This window comes from Mesorhizobium sp. B2-4-3 (genome assembly GCF_006442815.1).
Classification (GTDB): Bacteria; Pseudomonadota; Alphaproteobacteria; order Rhizobiales; family Rhizobiaceae; genus Mesorhizobium.
In genome coordinates this window covers 29359-47385 of record NZ_VFVL01000014.1, presented here as the reverse complement: position 1 = coordinate 47385, position 18027 = coordinate 29359, and the positions used below count along the sequence as shown (strand labels likewise).

The following is an 18027-nucleotide window of genomic DNA, read 5'->3' as shown; positions in this document are numbered from 1 at the left end:
GGGCGAGAGTTGATCCGGCGTCGCGGGCACTCCCAATGGATTGTCCGTCGACGTGCCGATGGTCGGATCTGCCTGTCTCGCCGTGCATGGCAGCCGGCCGTCTCGACAGACAAGCATCTAGGTCGCCGAATGGCCCGAATTAGGGTTTTTGGACGACCTTACGAAGATTTAATTCAGGAAGCGCTTACGAACCGCTCTCGGCGGCGCAAGTAGGACGAGGCCATTTCGCGCATGCGGGCGGCATCGAAGATCGGGCCGTGGCCGCCCAGGCCGATGCGGATCGGCAGGTCGAGCAGGCGCTGCATGGTGCGGCAATAGGCCGTCCGGTCCGAATCCGGCAGGTCGTCGATCAGCATGCCGTCATAGATGGCGTCGCCGGCGAAGAAGAGGCCATCGGTCTCGTCGAAAAGCGCGATCGAATCCGGCGAATGTCCAGGCAGATGCAACACGCGGAATTTCCGGTCGCCGAGATCGACGATATCGCCCTCGTCGAGCGCGCGGGTCAGCGGGGCGGGAGGAATGCGATAGTCAGCCGCCTTCCAGTCCGGCGCCGGCAGCTTCGAGACGGCGCCGTCGAGATTGTGGAACATATAAGCGTAGGTGACGGCATCATCCATGGCGTCGAAGCGCGCCGCGCTCGTCTTCGGCCCCATGCGCAGCGGGAATTCGTGCAGCGAGCCAACATGGTCGAGATGGATGTGGGTGGCGACGACGATGAGCGGCTTGCCGGGCGGGGTGTCGATCTCAGGCGCCAGCGGGCGAATGCCCATGCCGGTATCGACCAGCAGATCCGCGTCGCGGCCCTTCAAATGCCAGATATTGGCGCGCACGAAATCATGCACGAAGGGTTCGGTCAGCATCGTCGTCCCGGCATCGATGACGGCCTTGCCGAACCAGTCGCCAACCGCAAGCTCTGGCATCGAGCCGCCACCCATCAGACGAACGGCTTCCCGACCTTGTATTTTTCCGGCACCAGCCGCTTCAGATAGGCCATGCCGGCTTCCGAAAGCTGGTTGGCGTCCGGCATCATGAAATCGTCGGGCATATGGCGCGTCTTGCCGGCAACCGCCTTCAGCGGCACTTTCTTCAATACCGTCTTCGACCCGTCATACTGGATCGCGACCGAACCGCCGCCTTCGCCGGCGACGGCAACCGCGAAGGCGCCGGCATCGAAGGCTTCCTTGGCGTCGACGGCGCTGATCGCGCCGATATAGCCGCGCGGCATGTAGCCCAGCGCGTCGACCCGCGCGCGCTTGCCCGGCAGGCCTTCGGCCAAGGCCCGTTCGAGCGCCGCCGGCAGGTCGCTGCCCGACAATTTGACGTTGCCGTGCTGGTCGCGCTCGAGCTTGTCCGGCGGCACCAGGCTTTCGACCAGCGCCTTGCCGTCGGCGGTGCTGACGCCTTCCGAGACGGCGACGATGCAGCGTTTGTGGCGGTCCAGCTTTTCGCGCACTTCATCGATGAAGCGCTTCGCCGAGAAGGCGCGCTCCGGCACGTAGACCAGATGCGGGCCGCTGTCGGAATCGAGCTGCCAGGCGGCCGCGGCGGCGGTGAGGAAGCCGGCGTGACGGCCCATGACGATGCCGACATAGATGCCGGGCAGCGCGCGGAAATCGAGGTCGACGGACAGGAAGGCGCCCGCGACGAACTCGGCCGCCGAGATGAAGCCCGGCGTGTGGTCGTTCTCCTCGAGGTCGTTGTCGATGGTTTTCGGGGCATGGACGAAAGCGATCGAGCCGCCGGCGGCATCGGTCAGGATCTGCTGGGTGCCCGAGGTGTCGTTGCCGCCGATATAGATGAAGGCGTCGGCGCCGGCCTTCTTCAGGCCGTTGAGGATGACCTCGCAATAGGCGGCGTCCGGCTTGTCGCGGGTCGAGCCAAGGGCGGCGCTCGGCGTGCCGGCGATCAGCCGCAGCCGGTCCTGGGGGATGGCGGAGAGGTCGACATAGTTGCCGTCGCGGATGCCGCGCACGCCATGGATCGAGCCCAGCACCTTGGCACCGGGATGACGCTTGCGGATTTCCAGCGTGGCGCCGACGACCGTCTGGTTGATGACGGCGGTCGGACCGCCACCCTGCGCGATGACGAAGGTTCCAGCCATGCTTTTTCTCTCCCGGGGCGAAGGTTTTCAGAGCACCTTCGCCTGTCTTGCGGCATCGCGCAACGGGGGAGTGGATGGAGGGCGAGATTAGACGACGACGACCGGGTTCTTCTTGGAAACGCGGCTGTAGAGGTCGATGATGTCCTGGTTGATCAGGCGCACGCAGCCCGACGACATCGCCTGGCCGATGCTCCACCATTCGGGCGAGCCGTGGATGCGGTAGCCGGTGTCCTTGCCGTCCTGGTAGATGTAGAGCGCCCGGGCGCCCAGCGGATTGGTGAGGCCGCCGGGCTGGCCGCCCTGCCATTTCACCAGTTCCGGCTTGCGCTGGATCATTTCCGGCGGCGGCGTCCAGACCGGCCATTCGCGGCCATACTGGATGTTGGCGCGGCCCGACCAGCGGAAGCCGTCCTTGCCGATGCCGACGCCATAGCGGATGGCGTCGCCGCCCGGCTGGACCAGATAGAGCATGCGCTCCTCAAGATGGACGACGATGGTGCCGGGAGCCTCGCCGGTCTTGTCGACCACGATCTGGCGGCGGAACTGCGGCTTGACCTTCTGCCACGGCACCTCCGGCACCTGGAAACCGTCATCGGTGAGCGAGGCGTACATGACGTCGGGGCCGGTGATGTTCTTGTCGACGCTGATCGCCGGGCGCATGGGCGGCACGGAACCGGTGACAGTGTTGTCGAGCTGCATTTGCGGCAGGTCGAGCGTGTCGGTGGTGCTGCAGCCGGCCAGGCCGAGCAGCGCCATGGCGCCGGCACCGGAAAGCACGGCGCGGCGGGAAAGCTGAATTTCAGTATCGATTGCGGCGCCGCTAGAAGGCGGCGTCAGACTTTGCGGCAACTCGCGCATGCACCAAACCCTACGCTGCCGGCGGGAAGCACGGTCCGGCCGGATCGCAGGCATTTTCGCCACTCATGGTTGAAAAATGGTGAAAGCGCGAGAGTACGGCTTAACCCTAACGGATCGTTGCGGCGGATGGGCCTACGGCACGGGCGCCGAAGATTTTTCCAACGGCCCCTTTACATTCCCGGCGACCCCAGGATTTATCCTTTTCTTTGCGCTCAAGGAGCAGGGAAATGTCCTTCGAAAACTGGGCCGCCTTCGCCGCCGCCTCGTCCATCCTTCTCGTCATTCCAGGCCCGACGATCCTGCTGGTCGTCTCCTACGCGCTGGGGCAAGGCTGGCGCACCGCGCTGCCGATGGCGGTCGGCGTCGCGCTCGGCGACTTCACCGCCATGACGCTGTCGATGCTGGGCATCGGCGCGCTGCTGGCGGCTTCGGCCACCGTGTTCACCGTGCTCAAAGTGATCGGCGCCGGCTACCTCATCTATCTCGGCATAAAACTGTTCCGTGCCGGCGGCGCGCTGAAGGCCGAGCCGCGCACCGACGCGGTCTCGGCGGCAAGGATGATGGCGCATGCCTGGCTGGTGACGGCGCTCAACCCGAAGAGCATCACCTTCTTCGTCGCCTTCCTGCCGCAGTTCCTCGACCGGCACGCCGACTTCTGGCCGCAGATGCTGATCTTCGAGACGACCTTCCTGACCTTGGCTTTCGCCAACGCGTTCGGCTATGCGCTGATCGCATCCAGGGCCCGGGCGATCGTGCGCAACCCGAAGGCGATCTGCATCTTCAACCGCACCGGCGGCACGCTGCTGGTCGGCGCCGGCATCGCCACGGTGGCGATGCGGTCGGGGAACTGATCTGCCCTAAGGTGTGTCGAGATTCAGGTCAGGCTGAGCCGAAAATGGTGACTTCCGAGAACCGGAGCGGAGCGTACTTAAAGTACGTGAGCACCGGAAGCGCAGGAAGCCGCCATTTGCAGGCCGGCCTCACCTGAATATCGACACACCTTCACCATTTCACGCTGACGCCCAGATTGCCTTCCAGCACGCGGCGCTTGTCGCCGCCGAGATTGGTCGTGTAGTCGCCGGTGGCGAAAACGCTGACCTTGTCGGTCACCTTGGCGACCACGCCGCCGCCGAATTCGAAGGAGGTGGACCGGCTCTCGGTCGAGATGTCGGTGCCCTCGAAATCGACGCGGTCGGTGCCGCCGAAATTATGCCAGAGATTGGCCTTGAGGTAGGGTTGCAGCGGCGTGCCGTTGAGGACGGTCTCGCCTTGCAGCCTCAGCCCGATCCTGCCGGTGACGTCATCGTCGGAATCGAACGATACCGAGGAGAACCGGTCCCTGGCGTCGTCGAGCGACAAATGCTGCCAGACCAGTTGCGCCTGCGGCTCCAACGTCCAGCCTTGTCCGAGTGCGACCGGATAGCCGCCTTCGAGCGACGCGGTGACGCCGGTTCCGCCGACATCGATACCGATGTCGCGGGACGATGAGGCCGAGCCGCCGAAGAAGGTCGCCATCAGCACGCCGTCCAGGTACCAGCCGGACTTGCCTAGCCGTGTCCAGTAGCCGCCGACGCTGGTGCCGCTGACGTCGAGGCTGCCGACCGCGAGCCCATCCTGACCCAGCGCCTGGCCGCGCAGGTCGCCGTTCATGCTGCCATAGGCGAGGAACAGACCGGCGCGGTCGACCGAGCCGGAGGCGGTTTCACGGCCGAAAAGATCGAAACCGGCCTGAAGGCCGAACAAAGTGCCGTCGAAGGAGGGCGAGACCGTTCCCGACCAGCCCATCTTGGCGTCCTGACCGAAGATACGGCCCCAGACCGGCTGCAAATCGGTGTCGGACGACAACAGGCTCTGCTCGCCGCGGCGTTCGTGGAAGGTGCCGAGCGTCGCCATCGCCAGATGCTCGGCCACCGGCGGTACGGCCGAATAGACCGGCACCTCGATGCGGTAGAGCAGGATTTCCTGCCCGGGCGCTGGCGTGGGCAGATCCGGCACGGCGGTCGGCACCGGGGGCGGCGGCGGCGGCGGGTCGGCCGGCGGCGCCTCCAGCGGTGGCGGCGGCGGCTCGGGTTCCGGATCGCTCGCCTGCACCGGCGGCGTCGGATCGACCGGCGGATTGTTGACGTCGCCTTCGGTCGGCACCGGCACAGGCGGCAGGTCGGAGGGCGGCGGTGGCGGCTCGGTGGCCGGCGGCTCCGGCTCCAGCGCTGGCGTGGGTTCGGACGCGGACGGAGCCGCAGCCGGGGATGTCGGCGTGATCAGCGTCGAGCGCAGGTACCAGTTCTCGCCGCTGCCGGCGCTGACGCCACCCTTGAAGAGATAATATTCAAAGGCACCGGCCGCGACCGGCGCGTCGAGCGCAAAGGCGTTGGCGCTGGAGGTGGCGCCGTTGACCGCCTGCACCACCATGATGCCGTCTGCCGTGGTCTCGGCGCCGGCGCCGCCGTCATTGATGACGGCAATGCCGGTCGAGCCGGAGGCGGTACCGCCCGACAGGACGAGCCGATCGGAAGCGGAGGAATCGTCGCCAAGCTCGGTCTGGATCAGCAACAGGCCGCCCAGCCCGGTATAATTGCCGTTGATCGTCAGCCGGTCGGTGGCGCCCGTATTGCCGTTGGTCAGGTCGATGCGCCCGGCGTTGAATACGTTGGCCAGTTGGCCGGACGTGAAGGCCTGGATCGAAGCGTTGAAGCCACCGCCATAAAGCGTGCTCGCCTGGTCGACATTGAGCGTGCCGGTGCCCGTGCCGGAGTCGCCCAGCACGAGGTTGCCGTCGAGGATCAGCTGCGTGTCGTTGGTGGCGTCGATCGTTTCCCAGTTCTGCACCCTGGCGATGCCGTCGAGCTTGACGTTGTCGAAGGTGAGCGTGTCGGTGCCAAGGCCGCCATTCAAGGCGTCGGCGCCGCCGAGATTGGCCTTGGTGAGGTTGCTGAGCTTGGCGGTGTCGTTGTCGGCGCCAAGGTCGACACTGCCATAGATGATGCCGCCGCCGTCCCAGACGAAATTGTCGGACCCGAAGCTCATCAGCACGTCGCCGCCGACCGTGCCGCCGGTGATCGTGACACTGTCGTTGCCGCCGCTGACGCTGATGTTGCCGCCGATCGTGCCCCCGGAGAGGATGATGGTATCGGTGTCGAAGCCGGTGACAAGATTGCGGTCGATGACGCCGCCCGACATGTTGAAGTAGTTCTTGTCGAGCTTCATGTTGACCCGGCCGATGCGGCCGCCGGTCATCACCGCGCGGTCGCCATCGTCGAAGAAATCGACGATGCGGCCGCCGCTCATGGTAAAGGTGTCGAGCCCATCGCCTTGGTTGAGCGAGCCGATCTGGCCGCCGCTCATGTTGAAATCGTCGATGCCGGCACCCTGCTGGACATTGCCGGCAACGGTGCCGGCGCCAATGGTGAAGAAATCGGTACCGTCGCCCTGGTCGACCGCGCCGGTGATGGTGCCGGATTGCATGTCGATGCGGTCCGTTCCGGGACCGAAAGTGACGTTGCCGCTGAGCTGGCCGGTGCCGCCGGAGGGGAAGGTCAGCGTGTTGTCGCCGCTGGTGTCGGTGAGGCTGCCGCCGGAATCGCCGCTGTCGCAGACATAGGCGGTATTGCCGGCGGGCGGGCTCAGCACGCATGCGGCAAAAGCCTGGGAGCCTGGCAGCAATGTAAGTGCAGTCGACGCCAGAAGGCCAAGCATCCAAGGATGATCCAGGCCTCTCATCTGTCGATCAGCATTTGCTGATATAACTTTATCTTCCGAGAACAGTCTCGGGAGAGAATTTCCAAAGCGCCGCATCGCGTCCTCGCAATTCGCGATTCAAGCCGCCCCGTCCCGGCCGCAATAAGGCCATAATTTGTCTCGGTTTTCAAAGCCTATTCTGCGCTCTATGGTTGATGAACTGCAATCTTGGGCGGATAGACCTGAGTATTGATTGATCGAGGCACCCGTTGGCACGCTCCGCGCCGATGCTTTAGGATCGGGCTCCGAACAGCAAATTCGCGATCGTCGAAGGGCACCCAATGGCGCTGAAGGACGCATTCGGCCTGACTTGCTCGGGCGCGACCGAAGCCGGGTTCTCGTCCTACGCCCGCGCCGTGCATGAATTGCAATGCTTCATCGGCGACCCGGTCGCTGCAATCGACCGTGCCATCGCCGACGATCCCGGCTTCGTGATGGCGCATGTGTTCAAAGGCTATCTGTTCGGCCTTGCCACGGAGCGGGAGGCGATGGCCGTCGTGCGATCCTGTCATGCGGCGGCCCAGCCGCTTGCCGGCACCACGCGCGAACAGGCGCATGTCGCGGCGCTCGGCCATCTCGCCGAAGGGCGATGGCATGAGGCCGCGCGCATCCTCGAGGACATCGCGATCGACAGCCCGCACGATGCGCTGGCTTTGCAGGTCGGGCATCAGATCGATTTCTTCACCGGCAATGCGCGCATGCTGCGCGACCGCATCGGCCGGGCGCTGCCGGCCTGGCACAAAGACATGCCGGGCTACCACGCCATTCTCGGCATGCAGGCCTTCGGGCTCGAGGAAATGGGCGACTACGCCCGTGCCGAAACCCTGGGCCGACAGGCTGTGGAGATCGAACCGCGCGATGGCTGGGCGCAGCATGCGGTCGCGCATGTCATGGAAATGCAAAGCCGGCAACGAGACGGCATCGCCTGGATGCGCGCCGACCCGGAAGCATGGACGAAGGAGAGTTTTCTCCAGATCCACAATTGGTGGCACCTAGCGCTGTTCCATTACGATCTCGGCGAAACCGACGAGGTGCTCAGGCTCTATGACGGACCGATCTATGGCGACCGCTCGACCTTGGCGCTCAACATGGTCGATGCCTCGGCGATCCTGTGGCGCCTCACTCTGGGCGGCGCCGATGTCGGCGACCGCTGGGCGGCGCTCGCCGCCAACTGGATCCCGAAAGCCGCCGCCAGCAATTACGCCTTCAACGACGCGCATGCGATGATGGCCTTTGTCGGCGCCGGACTGGAAGCGCCGGCCAAGACGCTGCTCGAGGCGCAGCGCGAAGCGATGCGCGGCAGCGATGACAACGCCGCCTTCACGCGCGATGTCGGACATCCGCTGACGCTTGCGATCAAGGCCTTCGGCGACGGCAATCACGACGAGGCAGTGCGCCTGATCCGGCCGATCCGCTCGATCGCGCATCGTTTCGGCGGCAGCCATGCGCAGCGCGACGTGATCGACCTGACGCTGATCGAGGCCGCTCTGCGCGCCGGCGATACGGCGCTCGCGCGGGCGTTGACCGCCGAGCGCCAGCTGACGCGGCCGGAAAGCCCGCTGTCGGCGCTGTTCACGCGGCGCGCCGCCGACTTGTCAGAGAATTGACCCGGGACGGATCTTGCCCTAAAAACTGGCCAAGCCAGATTTTTTCGAGATCCGAAAAAATTAACGGCATTGGGAGGAAATCATGTATCTCGGCCTCGACCTGGGCACATCGGGCGTCAAGGCGCTGCTGATCGACGGCGGCCAGAAGGTCATCGGCTCCGGCCACGGATCGCTCGATGTCTCGCGGCCGCATCCGGGCTGGTCGGAACAGGATCCGGCGCATTGGATCGAGGCCTGCGAGGCGGCGATTGCCGAACTCAAGGCTTCGCATCCGAAAGAGCTGGCCGCGGTCAAGGGCATCGGCCTTTCCGGCCAGATGCATGGCGCCACCCTGCTCGATGCATCGGACAAGGTGCTGCGCCCCTGCATCCTGTGGAACGACACGCGCAGCCATGTCGAGGCGGCCGCGCTCGATGCCGATCCGCGCTTCCGCAAGCTCACCGGCAACATCGTTTTCCCGGGCTTCACCGCGCCGAAGCTTGCCTGGGTGAAGGAACACGAAGCCAAGATCTTCGCCGCCGTCGCCAAGGTGCTGCTGCCCAAAGATTATCTGCGGCTCTGGCTGACTGGCGAGCATATATCCGAAATGTCGGATTCGGCCGGCACCTCGTGGCTCGATGTCGGCAAGCGCAGCTGGTCGGCCGAATTGCTGGCGGCGACGTCGCTTGACGAAAAGCACATGCCCTTGCTGGTCGAAGGCACCGCGAAGGCCGGCGCCTTGCGCGGCGAGCTCGCCTCGAAATGGGGCATCGCGGCCGGCATTCCGGTTGCCGGCGGCGCCGGCGACAACGCGGCCTCGGCCTGCGGCATGGGCACTGTCGGCGCCGGCCACGCCTTCGTCTCGCTCGGGACGTCGGGCGTGTTGTTCGCGGCGAATGCCTCCTATTTGCCCAACCCGGAAAGCGCGGTGCACACGTTCTGCCATGCGCTGCCCGACACATGGCACCAGATGGGCGTCATCCTGTCGGCCACCGATTCGCTCAACTGGCTATCGGAAATCACCGGAAAGGGCGCCGGCGATCTGACGCGTGAACTCGGCGATGCGCTGAAGGCGCCGACGGGCGTCACCTTCCTGCCCTATCTTTCGGGTGAGCGCACGCCGCACAATGATTCCGCCATCCGCGGCTCCTTCACCGGTATCGCGCATGAATCGAACCAGGCCGTGCTGACGCAGGCGGTGCTCGAAGGCGTCGCCTTCGCTTTCCGCGACAGTCTCGAGGCACTGAAGAAAGCCGGCACAGAGCTGACCCGGGTGACCGCGATCGGCGGCGGCTCGCGCTCGCGCTATTGGCTGAAGGCGATCGCCACCGCGCTGCAGGTGCCGGTCGACATCCCCGCCGACGGCGATTTCGGCGCCGCCTTCGGCGCGGCAAGGCTCGGTTTGATTGCCGCGACCGGCGCCGATCCAATCGCCGTCTGCACCGCGCCGGCGACGGATGCGACGATCGAGCCGGACGCCGGGCTTGGTGGCGCTTTTGCCGATGCTTATCAGAGGTATCGTGCGCTCTATCCGGCAATAAGGGCGGTAACTGCGTGAGTCGGCGCGAGGCACCCCCCTCTGGCCTGCCGGCCATCTCCCCCGCAAGGGGGGAGATTGACTGTCACGCGGACCTTCGCCAATCGCCAGCATTGAAAAAAGCGTGGCAGCGCCGAAGCTGCCAATCTCCCCCCTTGCGGGGGAGATGCCCGGCGGGGCAGAGGGGGGTGCCTCGCGCCCCTCTTACCCATTTAACCTCACTGCGCCGGCACCTTGTCCAAGAACCCGGTGACGCTCTTCAGGCGACCGTTCTCGATGACGCCGATGTCGGTGCCCTCGATGACGGATTCCGTGCCTTCGGGTCCAAGATTCCACGAGAAACGGATGCGGTCGGCGAAACCGTCCGGCTCACCCTTCAGCGAGAAACGAAAGCCGGCAAAGCGCTGCTGCACGCCGTCGATCAGCGCCGCGACGCCGGCATGGCCGTCGCCCTGCATGACCGGGTCGCGATAGCTGACATCCTTGGTGAAGGCCGCGTCGAGCAGCGCCTTGCGGCGCGTCGCATCGCTCTCGTTCCAGGCGGTGATGTAGTTGCGGGCGATCGTGTTGAGGTCGGTCATGGTCATCATCCTTCGTTGGATCGTTTCGACCTGACGCTTTTCGCCCCGCAAAAGAGTGAAACCAATTACGCCTGAGGTAATCGGGAAAAGCACTTGGAGAGGAAGGAAACCATGAGCAGCGGATTTTTCGGCGACATCAAGACAATCAAATATGAAGGGCCGGATTCGACCAATCCGCTGGCCTATCGCTATTACAACCCCGATGAGGTGGTGGCCGGCAAGCGGCTGGAAGACCATCTGCGCTTCGCCGTCGCCTATTGGCATTCCTTCGCCTGGCCGGGCGGCGACCCGTTCGGCGGCCAGACCTTCGACCGGCCATGGTTCGCCAAGCCGGGCGGCTTCGACACGATGGAATTGGCCAAGCTCAAGGCCGACGTCGCCTTCGAGATGTTCTCGCTGCTCGGCGCGCCCTATTTCTGCTTCCACGACGCCGACGTGCGCCCTGAAGGCAAGGATTTTTCGGAGAGCGCCGCGCGCCTCGACGAGATCGCCGACTATTTTGCCGGCAAGATGAAGCAGACCGGCGTCAAGCTGCTCTGGGGCACGGCGAACCTCTTCTCGCACCGCCGCTTCATGTCGGGTGCGGCCACCAATCCCGATCCGGACGTATTCGCCTATGCGGCGGCGACGGTGAAGAAGTGCATCGACGTCACCAAGAAGCTGAAAGGCGAGAACTACGTGCTGTGGGGCGGGCGCGAGGGCTACGAGACGCTGCTCAACACCGACCTTGCCCGCGAGCAGGAGCAGGCCGGCCGCTTCCTCAACCTCGTCGTCGACTACAAGCACAAAATAGGCTTCACGGGCACGATCTTGATCGAGCCGAAGCCGCAGGAGCCGACCAAGCATCAGTATGATTACGACGTCGCCACCGTCTACGGCTTCCTCAAGCGCTTCGGGCTGGAGAAGGAGGTCAAGCTCAACATCGAGCAAGGCCACGCGATTCTGGCCGGCCACTCCTTCGAGCATGAGCTGGCGCTGGCCAATGCGCTCGGCGTCTTCGGTTCGATCGACATGAACCGCAACGACTACCAATCGGGCTGGGACACCGACCAGTTCCCCAACAACGTGCCGGAAATGGCCCTGGCCTATTACCAGGTGCTGCAGGCCGGCGGCTTCAAGACCGGCGGCACCAATTTCGACGCCAAGCTCAGGCGCCAGTCGCTCGACCCGGACGACCTCCTGATCGGTCATATCGGCGGCATGGATTCTTGCGCGCGCGGTCTGAAAGCTGCGGCCAAGATGATCGAGGACAAGGCGCTGTCCGGCCCGCTCGCCGAGCGCTATGCCGGCTGGAGCGCCGCCGAAGGCAAGGCGATGCTTTCGGGCGAGCGCACGCTGGAGGAGATCGCCGCGCGCGTGGTGAAGGAGAAGATCGAGCCGCAGCCGCGCTCCGGCCGGCAGGAACTGCTCGAAAACATCGTCAACCGCTACGTCTGATCGCTCAGGCGGGATGCCCGACCGTATTGCATTGGCGCGGGGCAGAACTTCACGACAAGGTTTTGCCCTGAGCCGCCCCTTAATCGCCCCGCTCTTGCCTTCAAACAGCCGTCACGGAACTCGTATAAACGTGGCTCCTGTGGCGGGTGAAGAAGAAGGAGGCGAACCGATATGCAGCATGAACGCGAAATCGACGCCCTGCTTTCGTCCGGCGAAACCGGATCGATCATCGACCGGCTGATGGCGTTGCCGCATTCGAAAGACGGCGGACACAAGACAAATGAATGGGACCGCGCGGTCGCCGCGCGGTTGGAAACGGCGCTGGCCAAGAGCATGCGCACGCGCATCGTCGGCGAAGGCCGCGACGCCGCCTGACAATCCCCACGATTTGACGAAAAGAGGTGGCTTCTCCATCCTGCACCGATGATACGCGCGGTGCTGCTTGATCTTGTGGGTGTCGTCTATGATGGCGATACCCCGATCGCAGGTGCTGTGACTGCGGTCGAGCGTTTGCGCAAGGCCGGGCTGCCGCTCCGCTTTGTCAGCAACACGACACGCTCGCCGCGCAGCAAGATCGTCGCGCAACTTGCCGCAATGGGCATCAAAGTTGCGGATGAAGAATTGCTGACGCCGGCGCGCGCTGCGATCGAATGGTTGCGCAGGCATGGGCGCCAGCCGCATCTGCTCGTCCATCCCGACCTCGAAGCCGAGTTTTCGGGCCTGGAGGGCGGTAACGGCCGCGCTGTCGTCGTCGGCGATGCCGGGGAGTCCTTCGACCACGCCAGCCTCAACCGGGCTTTCCGCGAGCTGATCGCCGGCGCCGATTTTGTGGCTTTGGCCACCAACCGCACCTTCAAGGATGCCGACGGCCAGCTCAGCCTCGACGCCGGCGCGTTCGTCGCGGCCCTCGAATTCTCCAGCGGCCGAAGCCCTGTCGTGCTCGGCAAGCCGTCGCCGGATTTCTTCCATTCGGCGCTTGCCGATTTGAACTGCCCGGCTGCCGATGCGGTCATGGTCGGCGACGACGCGGAGAGCGATGTCGCCGGCGCGTTCAGCGCCGGGCTTGGCGCGGCGCTGCTCGTGCGGACGGGCAAATACCGCCCCGGCGACGAAACGCGCTTCGATCCGGCGCCCACGGCGTTGGTCGACGATCTGGCGGCAGCGACCGACTGGATAATCAGCCGCGCCTCAGCCTGACCGGCGCCTCGCCGAACGCTCTCGAAAATGCCCTGGAAAATGCCGCGGCGGACGAAAAGCCTGTACGCCCGGCAATATCGGCCATGGCAATGCGCGTGTCGACGACGAGACGGCGGGCGGCGCTGAGGCGCAGTCTCAGATAATAAGCGCCCGGCGTCTCGCCGATCGATTTGCGAAAAATGCTTTCCAGCGTCCGCGCCGTCACGCCGGCGCGCCTGGCCACCGCGTCGATGGTGAGCGGCTGGTCGACATGCGCTTCCATCAGCCGGATCGCCTGGGCAAGCCGCGGATCGTAGCCGTCGAGCCGGCCGAGCGAGACCAGCGGCTGCGCGTCGGTCGCTGCGCGCGCCTGGTCGTAGATGAAGACGCTCGCCACATCGAGCGCGGCGGCCATGCCGAGCCGGGTGCGGATGAGATGCAGCATCAGGTCGAAGGTCGGCGAAGCGCCGCCGGAGGTGAAGACCGGCCCGTCGATGACATAGCGGTCCGGCCGCACGTCGACGCCCGGGAAGGCGGCGGAAAAGTCCTCCATGTCCTCCCAGTGCGTGGTGGCGCTGCGCCCCTCGAGCAGGCCGGCGCGCGCTACTAGCCAGGTGCCGGCCTCGACGCCGCCGCAGGCGCGGGCGGCGCGAGCAGCGCGGCGAAGGCCGGCGAGCAACGCCGAAGTGGCGTAGTTCTGCGTGCCGAAGCCGGCGACGACGACCAGCATATCGGTCGGCTCGGCCGCGTCGAAGCGCCCGCTGACCGCCACCGGAAGGCCGCATGTCGTGACCGGCGCCTCGCCCGTGACCGACACCAGCTTGAAGTCGAACAGCGTCTCGCCCGAGATGCGGTTGGCGGCGCGCAACGGGTCGACGGCCGAGGCGACACACATGATGGACGAGCCCGAGAACACCAGGAACGTCACCTTGAGCTTCTCCGGCTCGGAGCGAAAGATGGACGGCTTTTCGCTTTTGATCATGAGAGCTTCGTAAAACGCAAAACAGTTTTCGGCAAGTCGGGCATTCTTGATGAATTCCCCGCGCATGCCGTGCCGTTGTCGGCTCCCGCTTCTGGGTGGCATGCACGGCCGATCGAATCTGGGAGGATCAAGATGCCGCTTGCGATGAACCGCGAGGTCTTCATTACCTGTGCCGTGACCGGTTCCGGCGGCACGCAGGACCGCAGCCCGCACGTGCCGCGCTCGCCCAAGCAGATCGCCGATTCGGCGATCGACGCGGCCAAGGCGGGTGCGGCGATCGTCCATTGCCATGTGCGCGACCCCGAGACCGGCAAGCCCAGGCGCGACGTGCATCTCTACCGCGAAGTGACCGAGCGCATCCGCGCGGCGAACGTAGACGTCGTGCTGAACCTCACCGCCGGCATGGGCGGCGACATGGTGTTCGGCTCGCCGGAAGCGCCGCTGCCGCTCAACGAGAAGGGCACCGACATGGGCGGCGCCACCAACCGCATTGAGCATGTGCGCCAGTGCCTGCCGGAGATCTGCACACTGGATTGCGGCACGATGAATTTCGCCGAGGCCGACTATGTGATGACCAACACGCCCGGCATGCTGCGCGCCATGGGCGGCATGATGACGGCGCTGGGCGTCAAGCCGGAGATCGAGGCCTTCGATACCGGGCATCTGTGGTTCGCCAAGCAGTTGGTCGAGGAAAAGGTCCTCAACCCGGATGCGCTGGTGCAGCTCTGCATGGGCGTGCCGTGGGGTGCGCCGGACGACCTCAACACCTTCATGGCGATGGTCAACAACGTGCCCTCGACCTGGAACTGGTCGGCCTTCTCGATCGGCCGCAACCAGATGGCCTATGCGGCGGCGGCCGTGCTTGCCGGCGGCAATGTCCGCGTCGGCCTGGAAGACAATCTGTGGCTCGACAAGGGCGTTCTGGCGACCAACGCGCAGTTGGTCGAGCGCGCGGCGAGCATCGTCACCAATCTCGGCGCGCGCGTGCTCGGGCCGGAGGAAGTGCGCAAGAAGCTGAACCTCACCAAGCGGGCACCGATCGCAGCGTGATTGGAGGGAGTCGCAGATGACAACCGTCAAGTTCACCGCGATGAAGGATGGCGACAAGGAAGACTATGAATTCCTGACCGCCCATGAGATCGACTACGCCGCCAAGACCGGCGACCGGCTGCTCGACGCGCTTGTGCAGCTCGATGAAGGCCTGTCGGGCTACAAGATCACCCGGCTCGGCCACTCGCTGCAGGCGGCGACGCGCGCCTGGCGCGACGGCGCCGACACCGACTGGATCGCCTGCGCTGTCCTGCACGACATCGGCGACATCTACGCGCCCTACAATCATGACGAATATGCGGCTGCGATCCTGAAACCCTTCGTGCGCGAGCAATGCACCTGGGTGGTGGAAAAGCACGGCGACTTCCAGCGGCTCTATTACGCGCATCATCTGGGCGGCAACCCGCACGCGCGCGACCGCTTCGCCGGCCACCTCTATTTCGACGACTGCGACCGGTTCTGCGAGCGCTGGGACCAGTCGAGCTTCGACCCCGACTACGAGACGCTGCCGGTCGAGTTCTTCCGGCCCTTCGTGCTCGAAGTCTTCGCCCGCAAGGCCTACGACCCGGCGGTGATCCGTGCCGGCGAGCGCGTGGCCCTCACAGATCCCGAAACAGCCAAGACGAGAACCGGAGCCTGACGAGCATGAGCATCATCAACAAGGCGGCCGCCATCGGCGGCGGTGTCATCGGCGCTGGCTGGGTGGCGCGGCTGCTCTTGAACGGCATCGACGTGTCGATCTTCGATCCGGATCCGGAAGCGTCGCGCAAGGTGGGCGAGGTCATGAAAGGCGCGCGCCGCGCCTACAAGCAGATGCTGGCCGGCGGCCTGCCCAAGGAAGGCAAGCTCACCTTCGCCAAGACCATCGCCGAGGCGGTGGCCGACGCCGATTTCATCCAGGAGAGCGTGCCGGAGCGGCTCGACCTCAAGCACAAGGTGCTGGCCGAGATCGACGCGCATGCGCCGGCCAATGCGATTGTGGGTTCCTCGACCTCCGGCATCAAGCCGACCGACATGCAGGTGGCGATGAAGAAGCACCCGGAGCGGCTGGTGGTCGGCCATCCGTTCAACCCGGTCTATCTCCTGCCGCTGGTCGAGATCGTCGGCGGCGAGCAGACGTTCCCCGAGGCGATCGAGGTGGCCAAGGAGCTCTACGCCTCGATCGGCATGAAGCCGGTGGTGGTGCGCAAGGAGATCGAGGCTTTCGTCGGCGACCGCCTGCTCGAAGCCGCCTGGCGCGAGGCGCTGTGGCTGGTCAAGGACGGCATCTGCACCGTCGAGGAACTCGACGACATCATGCGCTATTCCTTCGGCCTGCGCTGGGCGCAGATGGGCATGTTCCAGGTCTATCGCGTCGCCGGCGGCGAGGCCGGCATGCGCCACTTCATGGCGCAGTTCGGACCCTGCCTGAAATGGCCGTGGACCAAGCTGATGGACGTGCCGGAATTCAACGACGAGCTGGTCGACCTCATCGCCACGCAGTCGGACGAGCAGGCGCATGGCCTTTCGATCCGCGAATTGGAGAAGATCCGCGACGACAATCTGGTCGCGATCATGGAAGCACTGTCGAAACAGAACAAGGGCAAGGGCTGGGGCGCCGGCGCGCTGCACAAGGACTATACCAGGCAGCTCGCCAAGCTGGCGGCGAAGAAGACCCCAGCCAAGGCCGTCGCAAAGGCCAAGGCGACCAAGCCGGCGAAGAAAGCCGCGAAGCCGGCAAAGGCTGAAAAGCCGACAAAAGCTGGGAAGGCCGACAAGGCGAAGAAGAGCAAGAAGAAGGGCTGAGGCGATGCATTTCGGTCTTTCGGAAGAACAGAAGCTCATCGTCGAGACGACGCGCGCCTTCGTCGAGAACGAGCTTTATCCGCATGAGCGCGAGGTGGAGCGCACCGGCGTGCTGCGCCGCGAGCTGATCGACGAATTGAAGGCCAAGGCGATCGGTGCCGGGCTCTACGCCGCCAACATGTCGGCCGATGTCGGCGGCGCCGGCCTCGATACGGTGAGCTGGCTGCTCTACGAGAAGGAGCTCGGCCGCGCCAACTACGCGCTGCACTGGACCTGCGTGGCGCGTCCGTCCAACATCCTGCTTGCCGGCACGCCGGAGCAGCGCGAGAAATACCTCTTCCCCTGCATTCGCGGTGAGAAGTGGGACTGCTTGGCGATGACCGAGCCGGGCGCTGGCTCCGACTTGCGCGGCATGAAGGCGACCGCGGTGCAGGACGGCTCGGACTGGGTGCTCAACGGCACCAAGCATTTCATCTCGCATGCCGACATCGCCGACTTCGCCATCGTCTTCATGGCCTCGGGCGAAGAGGATTCGCCGCGCGGCAAGCGCAAGAAGATCACCGCCTTCTTCGTCGACAAGGGCACCAAGGGTTTTTCGGTGCGCGACGGCTACCGCAATGTCTCGCATCGCGGCTACACCAATTCGATCCTCGAATTCGACGATTGCCGGCTGCCGGCGTCCCAGGTGCTCGGGGAGGTGCACAAGGGTTTTGATGTCGCGAATTCGTGGCTGGGGGCCACGCGGCTACAGGTCGGCGCAACCTGCCTCGGCCGCGCCGAGCGCGCGCTGTCGCACGCCATCGAATATGCCGCGCAGCGCCAGCAGTTCGGCCAGCAGATCGGCAAGTTCCAGGGCGTCTCCTTCAAGCTCGCCGACATGGCGACGGAACTGAAGGCCGCCGACCTGATGGTCTTCGAAGCCGGCTGGAAGTACGATCAGGGCACCGTCACCGACCAGGACATGGCGATGGCCAAGCTGAAGGCCACCGAGATGCTGGCCTTTGTCGCCGACGAAGCCATCCAGATCCATGGCGGCATGGGTCTGATGGACGACCTGCCGCTGGAGCGCATCTGGCGCGATGCCCGCGTCGAGCGCATCTGGGAAGGCACATCGGAGATTCAGCGACATATTATTTCGCGGGCGCTGCTGCGTCCGTTCGGAGCTTAGAGCATGATTACCTCAACCGGGGACCGGTTTT

16 protein-coding genes are annotated in these 18027 nt (G+C 65.1%); 10 read left to right on the top strand and 6 right to left on the bottom strand.

Going from position 1 to position 18027, the window contains the following annotated elements; genetic code table 11:
- Window positions 1-173 precede the first annotated feature (173 nt).
- From FJ956_RS15415 to FJ956_RS15405, 3 genes are all read right to left on the bottom strand, one after another.
- Window positions 174-920 (bottom strand): MBL fold metallo-hydrolase, encoded by a 747-nt coding sequence (locus FJ956_RS15415; protein WP_140679106.1) that lies wholly within the window; start codon window positions 918-920, stop codon window positions 174-176.
- Between the two features lie 14 nt (window positions 921-934).
- Window positions 935-2101 (bottom strand): diphosphate--fructose-6-phosphate 1-phosphotransferase, encoded by a 1167-nt coding sequence (locus tag FJ956_RS15410; RefSeq protein WP_140679108.1) that lies wholly within the window; start codon window positions 2099-2101, stop codon window positions 935-937.
- Window positions 2102-2188: 87 nt separating this feature from the next.
- On the bottom strand, window positions 2189-2857 hold the full coding sequence (locus FJ956_RS15405) for a L,D-transpeptidase (protein ID WP_246672109.1): 669 nt from the start codon (window positions 2855-2857) through the stop codon (window positions 2189-2191).
- Between the two features lie 329 nt (window positions 2858-3186).
- On the opposite strand from FJ956_RS15405, the gene FJ956_RS15400 reads away from it, so the two are divergent.
- Window positions 3187-3810: a LysE family translocator gene (locus FJ956_RS15400; protein WP_140679112.1), complete on the top strand. Its 624-nt coding sequence runs from the start codon at window positions 3187-3189 to the stop codon at window positions 3808-3810.
- Window positions 3811-3961: 151 nt separating this feature from the next.
- Here the strand turns inward: FJ956_RS15400 and FJ956_RS15395 are convergent, their stop codons facing one another.
- A complete protein-coding gene (locus FJ956_RS15395; RefSeq protein WP_246672107.1) occupies window positions 3962-6652 on the bottom strand; it encodes an autotransporter outer membrane beta-barrel domain-containing protein in 2691 nt (896 codons plus the stop codon).
- Between the two features lie 323 nt (window positions 6653-6975).
- Between FJ956_RS15395 and FJ956_RS15390 the strand changes: the two genes are divergently transcribed.
- Window positions 6976-8301, top strand: coding sequence for a tetratricopeptide repeat protein (locus FJ956_RS15390; protein WP_140679116.1), 1326 nt, complete (start codon window positions 6976-6978; stop codon window positions 8299-8301).
- Between the two features lie 82 nt (window positions 8302-8383).
- Window positions 8384-9838, top strand: a complete 1455-nt coding sequence (gene xylB, locus FJ956_RS15385) for a xylulokinase (RefSeq protein WP_140679118.1) — start codon at window positions 8384-8386, stop codon at window positions 9836-9838.
- Window positions 9839-10035: 197 nt separating this feature from the next.
- On the opposite strand, the gene FJ956_RS15380 is transcribed toward xylB, so the two are convergent.
- Window positions 10036-10398: a nuclear transport factor 2 family protein gene (locus tag FJ956_RS15380; RefSeq protein WP_140679120.1), complete on the bottom strand. Its 363-nt coding sequence runs from the start codon at window positions 10396-10398 to the stop codon at window positions 10036-10038.
- Between the two features lie 111 nt (window positions 10399-10509).
- Between FJ956_RS15380 and xylA the strand changes: the two genes are divergently transcribed.
- The 3 genes from xylA (at window position 10510) to FJ956_RS15365 (ending at window position 13032) form a co-directional block, all read left to right on the top strand.
- Window positions 10510-11835 carry a xylose isomerase gene (gene xylA / locus FJ956_RS15375; protein ID WP_140679122.1) on the top strand — a complete coding sequence of 442 codons (1326 nt, stop codon included), beginning with the start codon at window positions 10510-10512 and terminating at the stop codon, window positions 11833-11835.
- Between the two features lie 171 nt (window positions 11836-12006).
- Window positions 12007-12210, top strand: coding sequence for a hypothetical protein (locus tag FJ956_RS15370; RefSeq protein ID WP_140679124.1), 204 nt, complete (start codon window positions 12007-12009; stop codon window positions 12208-12210).
- A 60-nt stretch (window positions 12211-12270) separates the two neighbouring features.
- Window positions 12271-13032: a TIGR01458 family HAD-type hydrolase gene (locus tag FJ956_RS15365; RefSeq protein ID WP_348641080.1), complete on the top strand. Its 762-nt coding sequence runs from the start codon at window positions 12271-12273 to the stop codon at window positions 13030-13032.
- On the opposite strand, the gene FJ956_RS15360 is transcribed toward FJ956_RS15365, so the two are convergent.
- Entirely contained in the window at window positions 13013-13993 is a 981-nt protein-coding gene (locus FJ956_RS15360; RefSeq protein WP_140679128.1) for a GlxA family transcriptional regulator, read from the bottom strand. The two genes, FJ956_RS15365 and FJ956_RS15360, sit on opposite strands and share 20 nt — an antisense overlap.
- Before the next feature lie 132 nt (window positions 13994-14125).
- On the opposite strand from FJ956_RS15360, the gene FJ956_RS15355 reads away from it, so the two are divergent.
- The 4 genes from FJ956_RS15355 to FJ956_RS15340 are packed head-to-tail and all read left to right on the top strand — an operon-like array spanning window position 14126 to window position 17996.
- The gene (locus tag FJ956_RS15355; protein ID WP_140679130.1) at window positions 14126-15043 is read left to right on the top strand and encodes a 3-keto-5-aminohexanoate cleavage protein; all 918 of its coding nucleotides are present in this window, start codon (window positions 14126-14128) and stop codon (window positions 15041-15043) included.
- Window positions 15044-15059: 16 nt separating this feature from the next.
- Window positions 15060-15683 carry an HD domain-containing protein gene (locus FJ956_RS15350; protein WP_140647178.1) on the top strand — a complete coding sequence of 208 codons (624 nt, stop codon included), beginning with the start codon at window positions 15060-15062 and terminating at the stop codon, window positions 15681-15683.
- 5 nt (window positions 15684-15688) lie between these two features.
- Entirely contained in the window at window positions 15689-16828 is a 1140-nt protein-coding gene (locus FJ956_RS15345) for a carnitine 3-dehydrogenase (RefSeq protein ID WP_140679132.1), read from the top strand.
- Window positions 16829-16832: 4 nt separating this feature from the next.
- Entirely contained in the window at window positions 16833-17996 is a 1164-nt protein-coding gene (locus FJ956_RS15340; RefSeq protein WP_140679134.1) for an acyl-CoA dehydrogenase, read from the top strand.
- Window positions 17997-18027 lie beyond the last annotated feature (31 nt).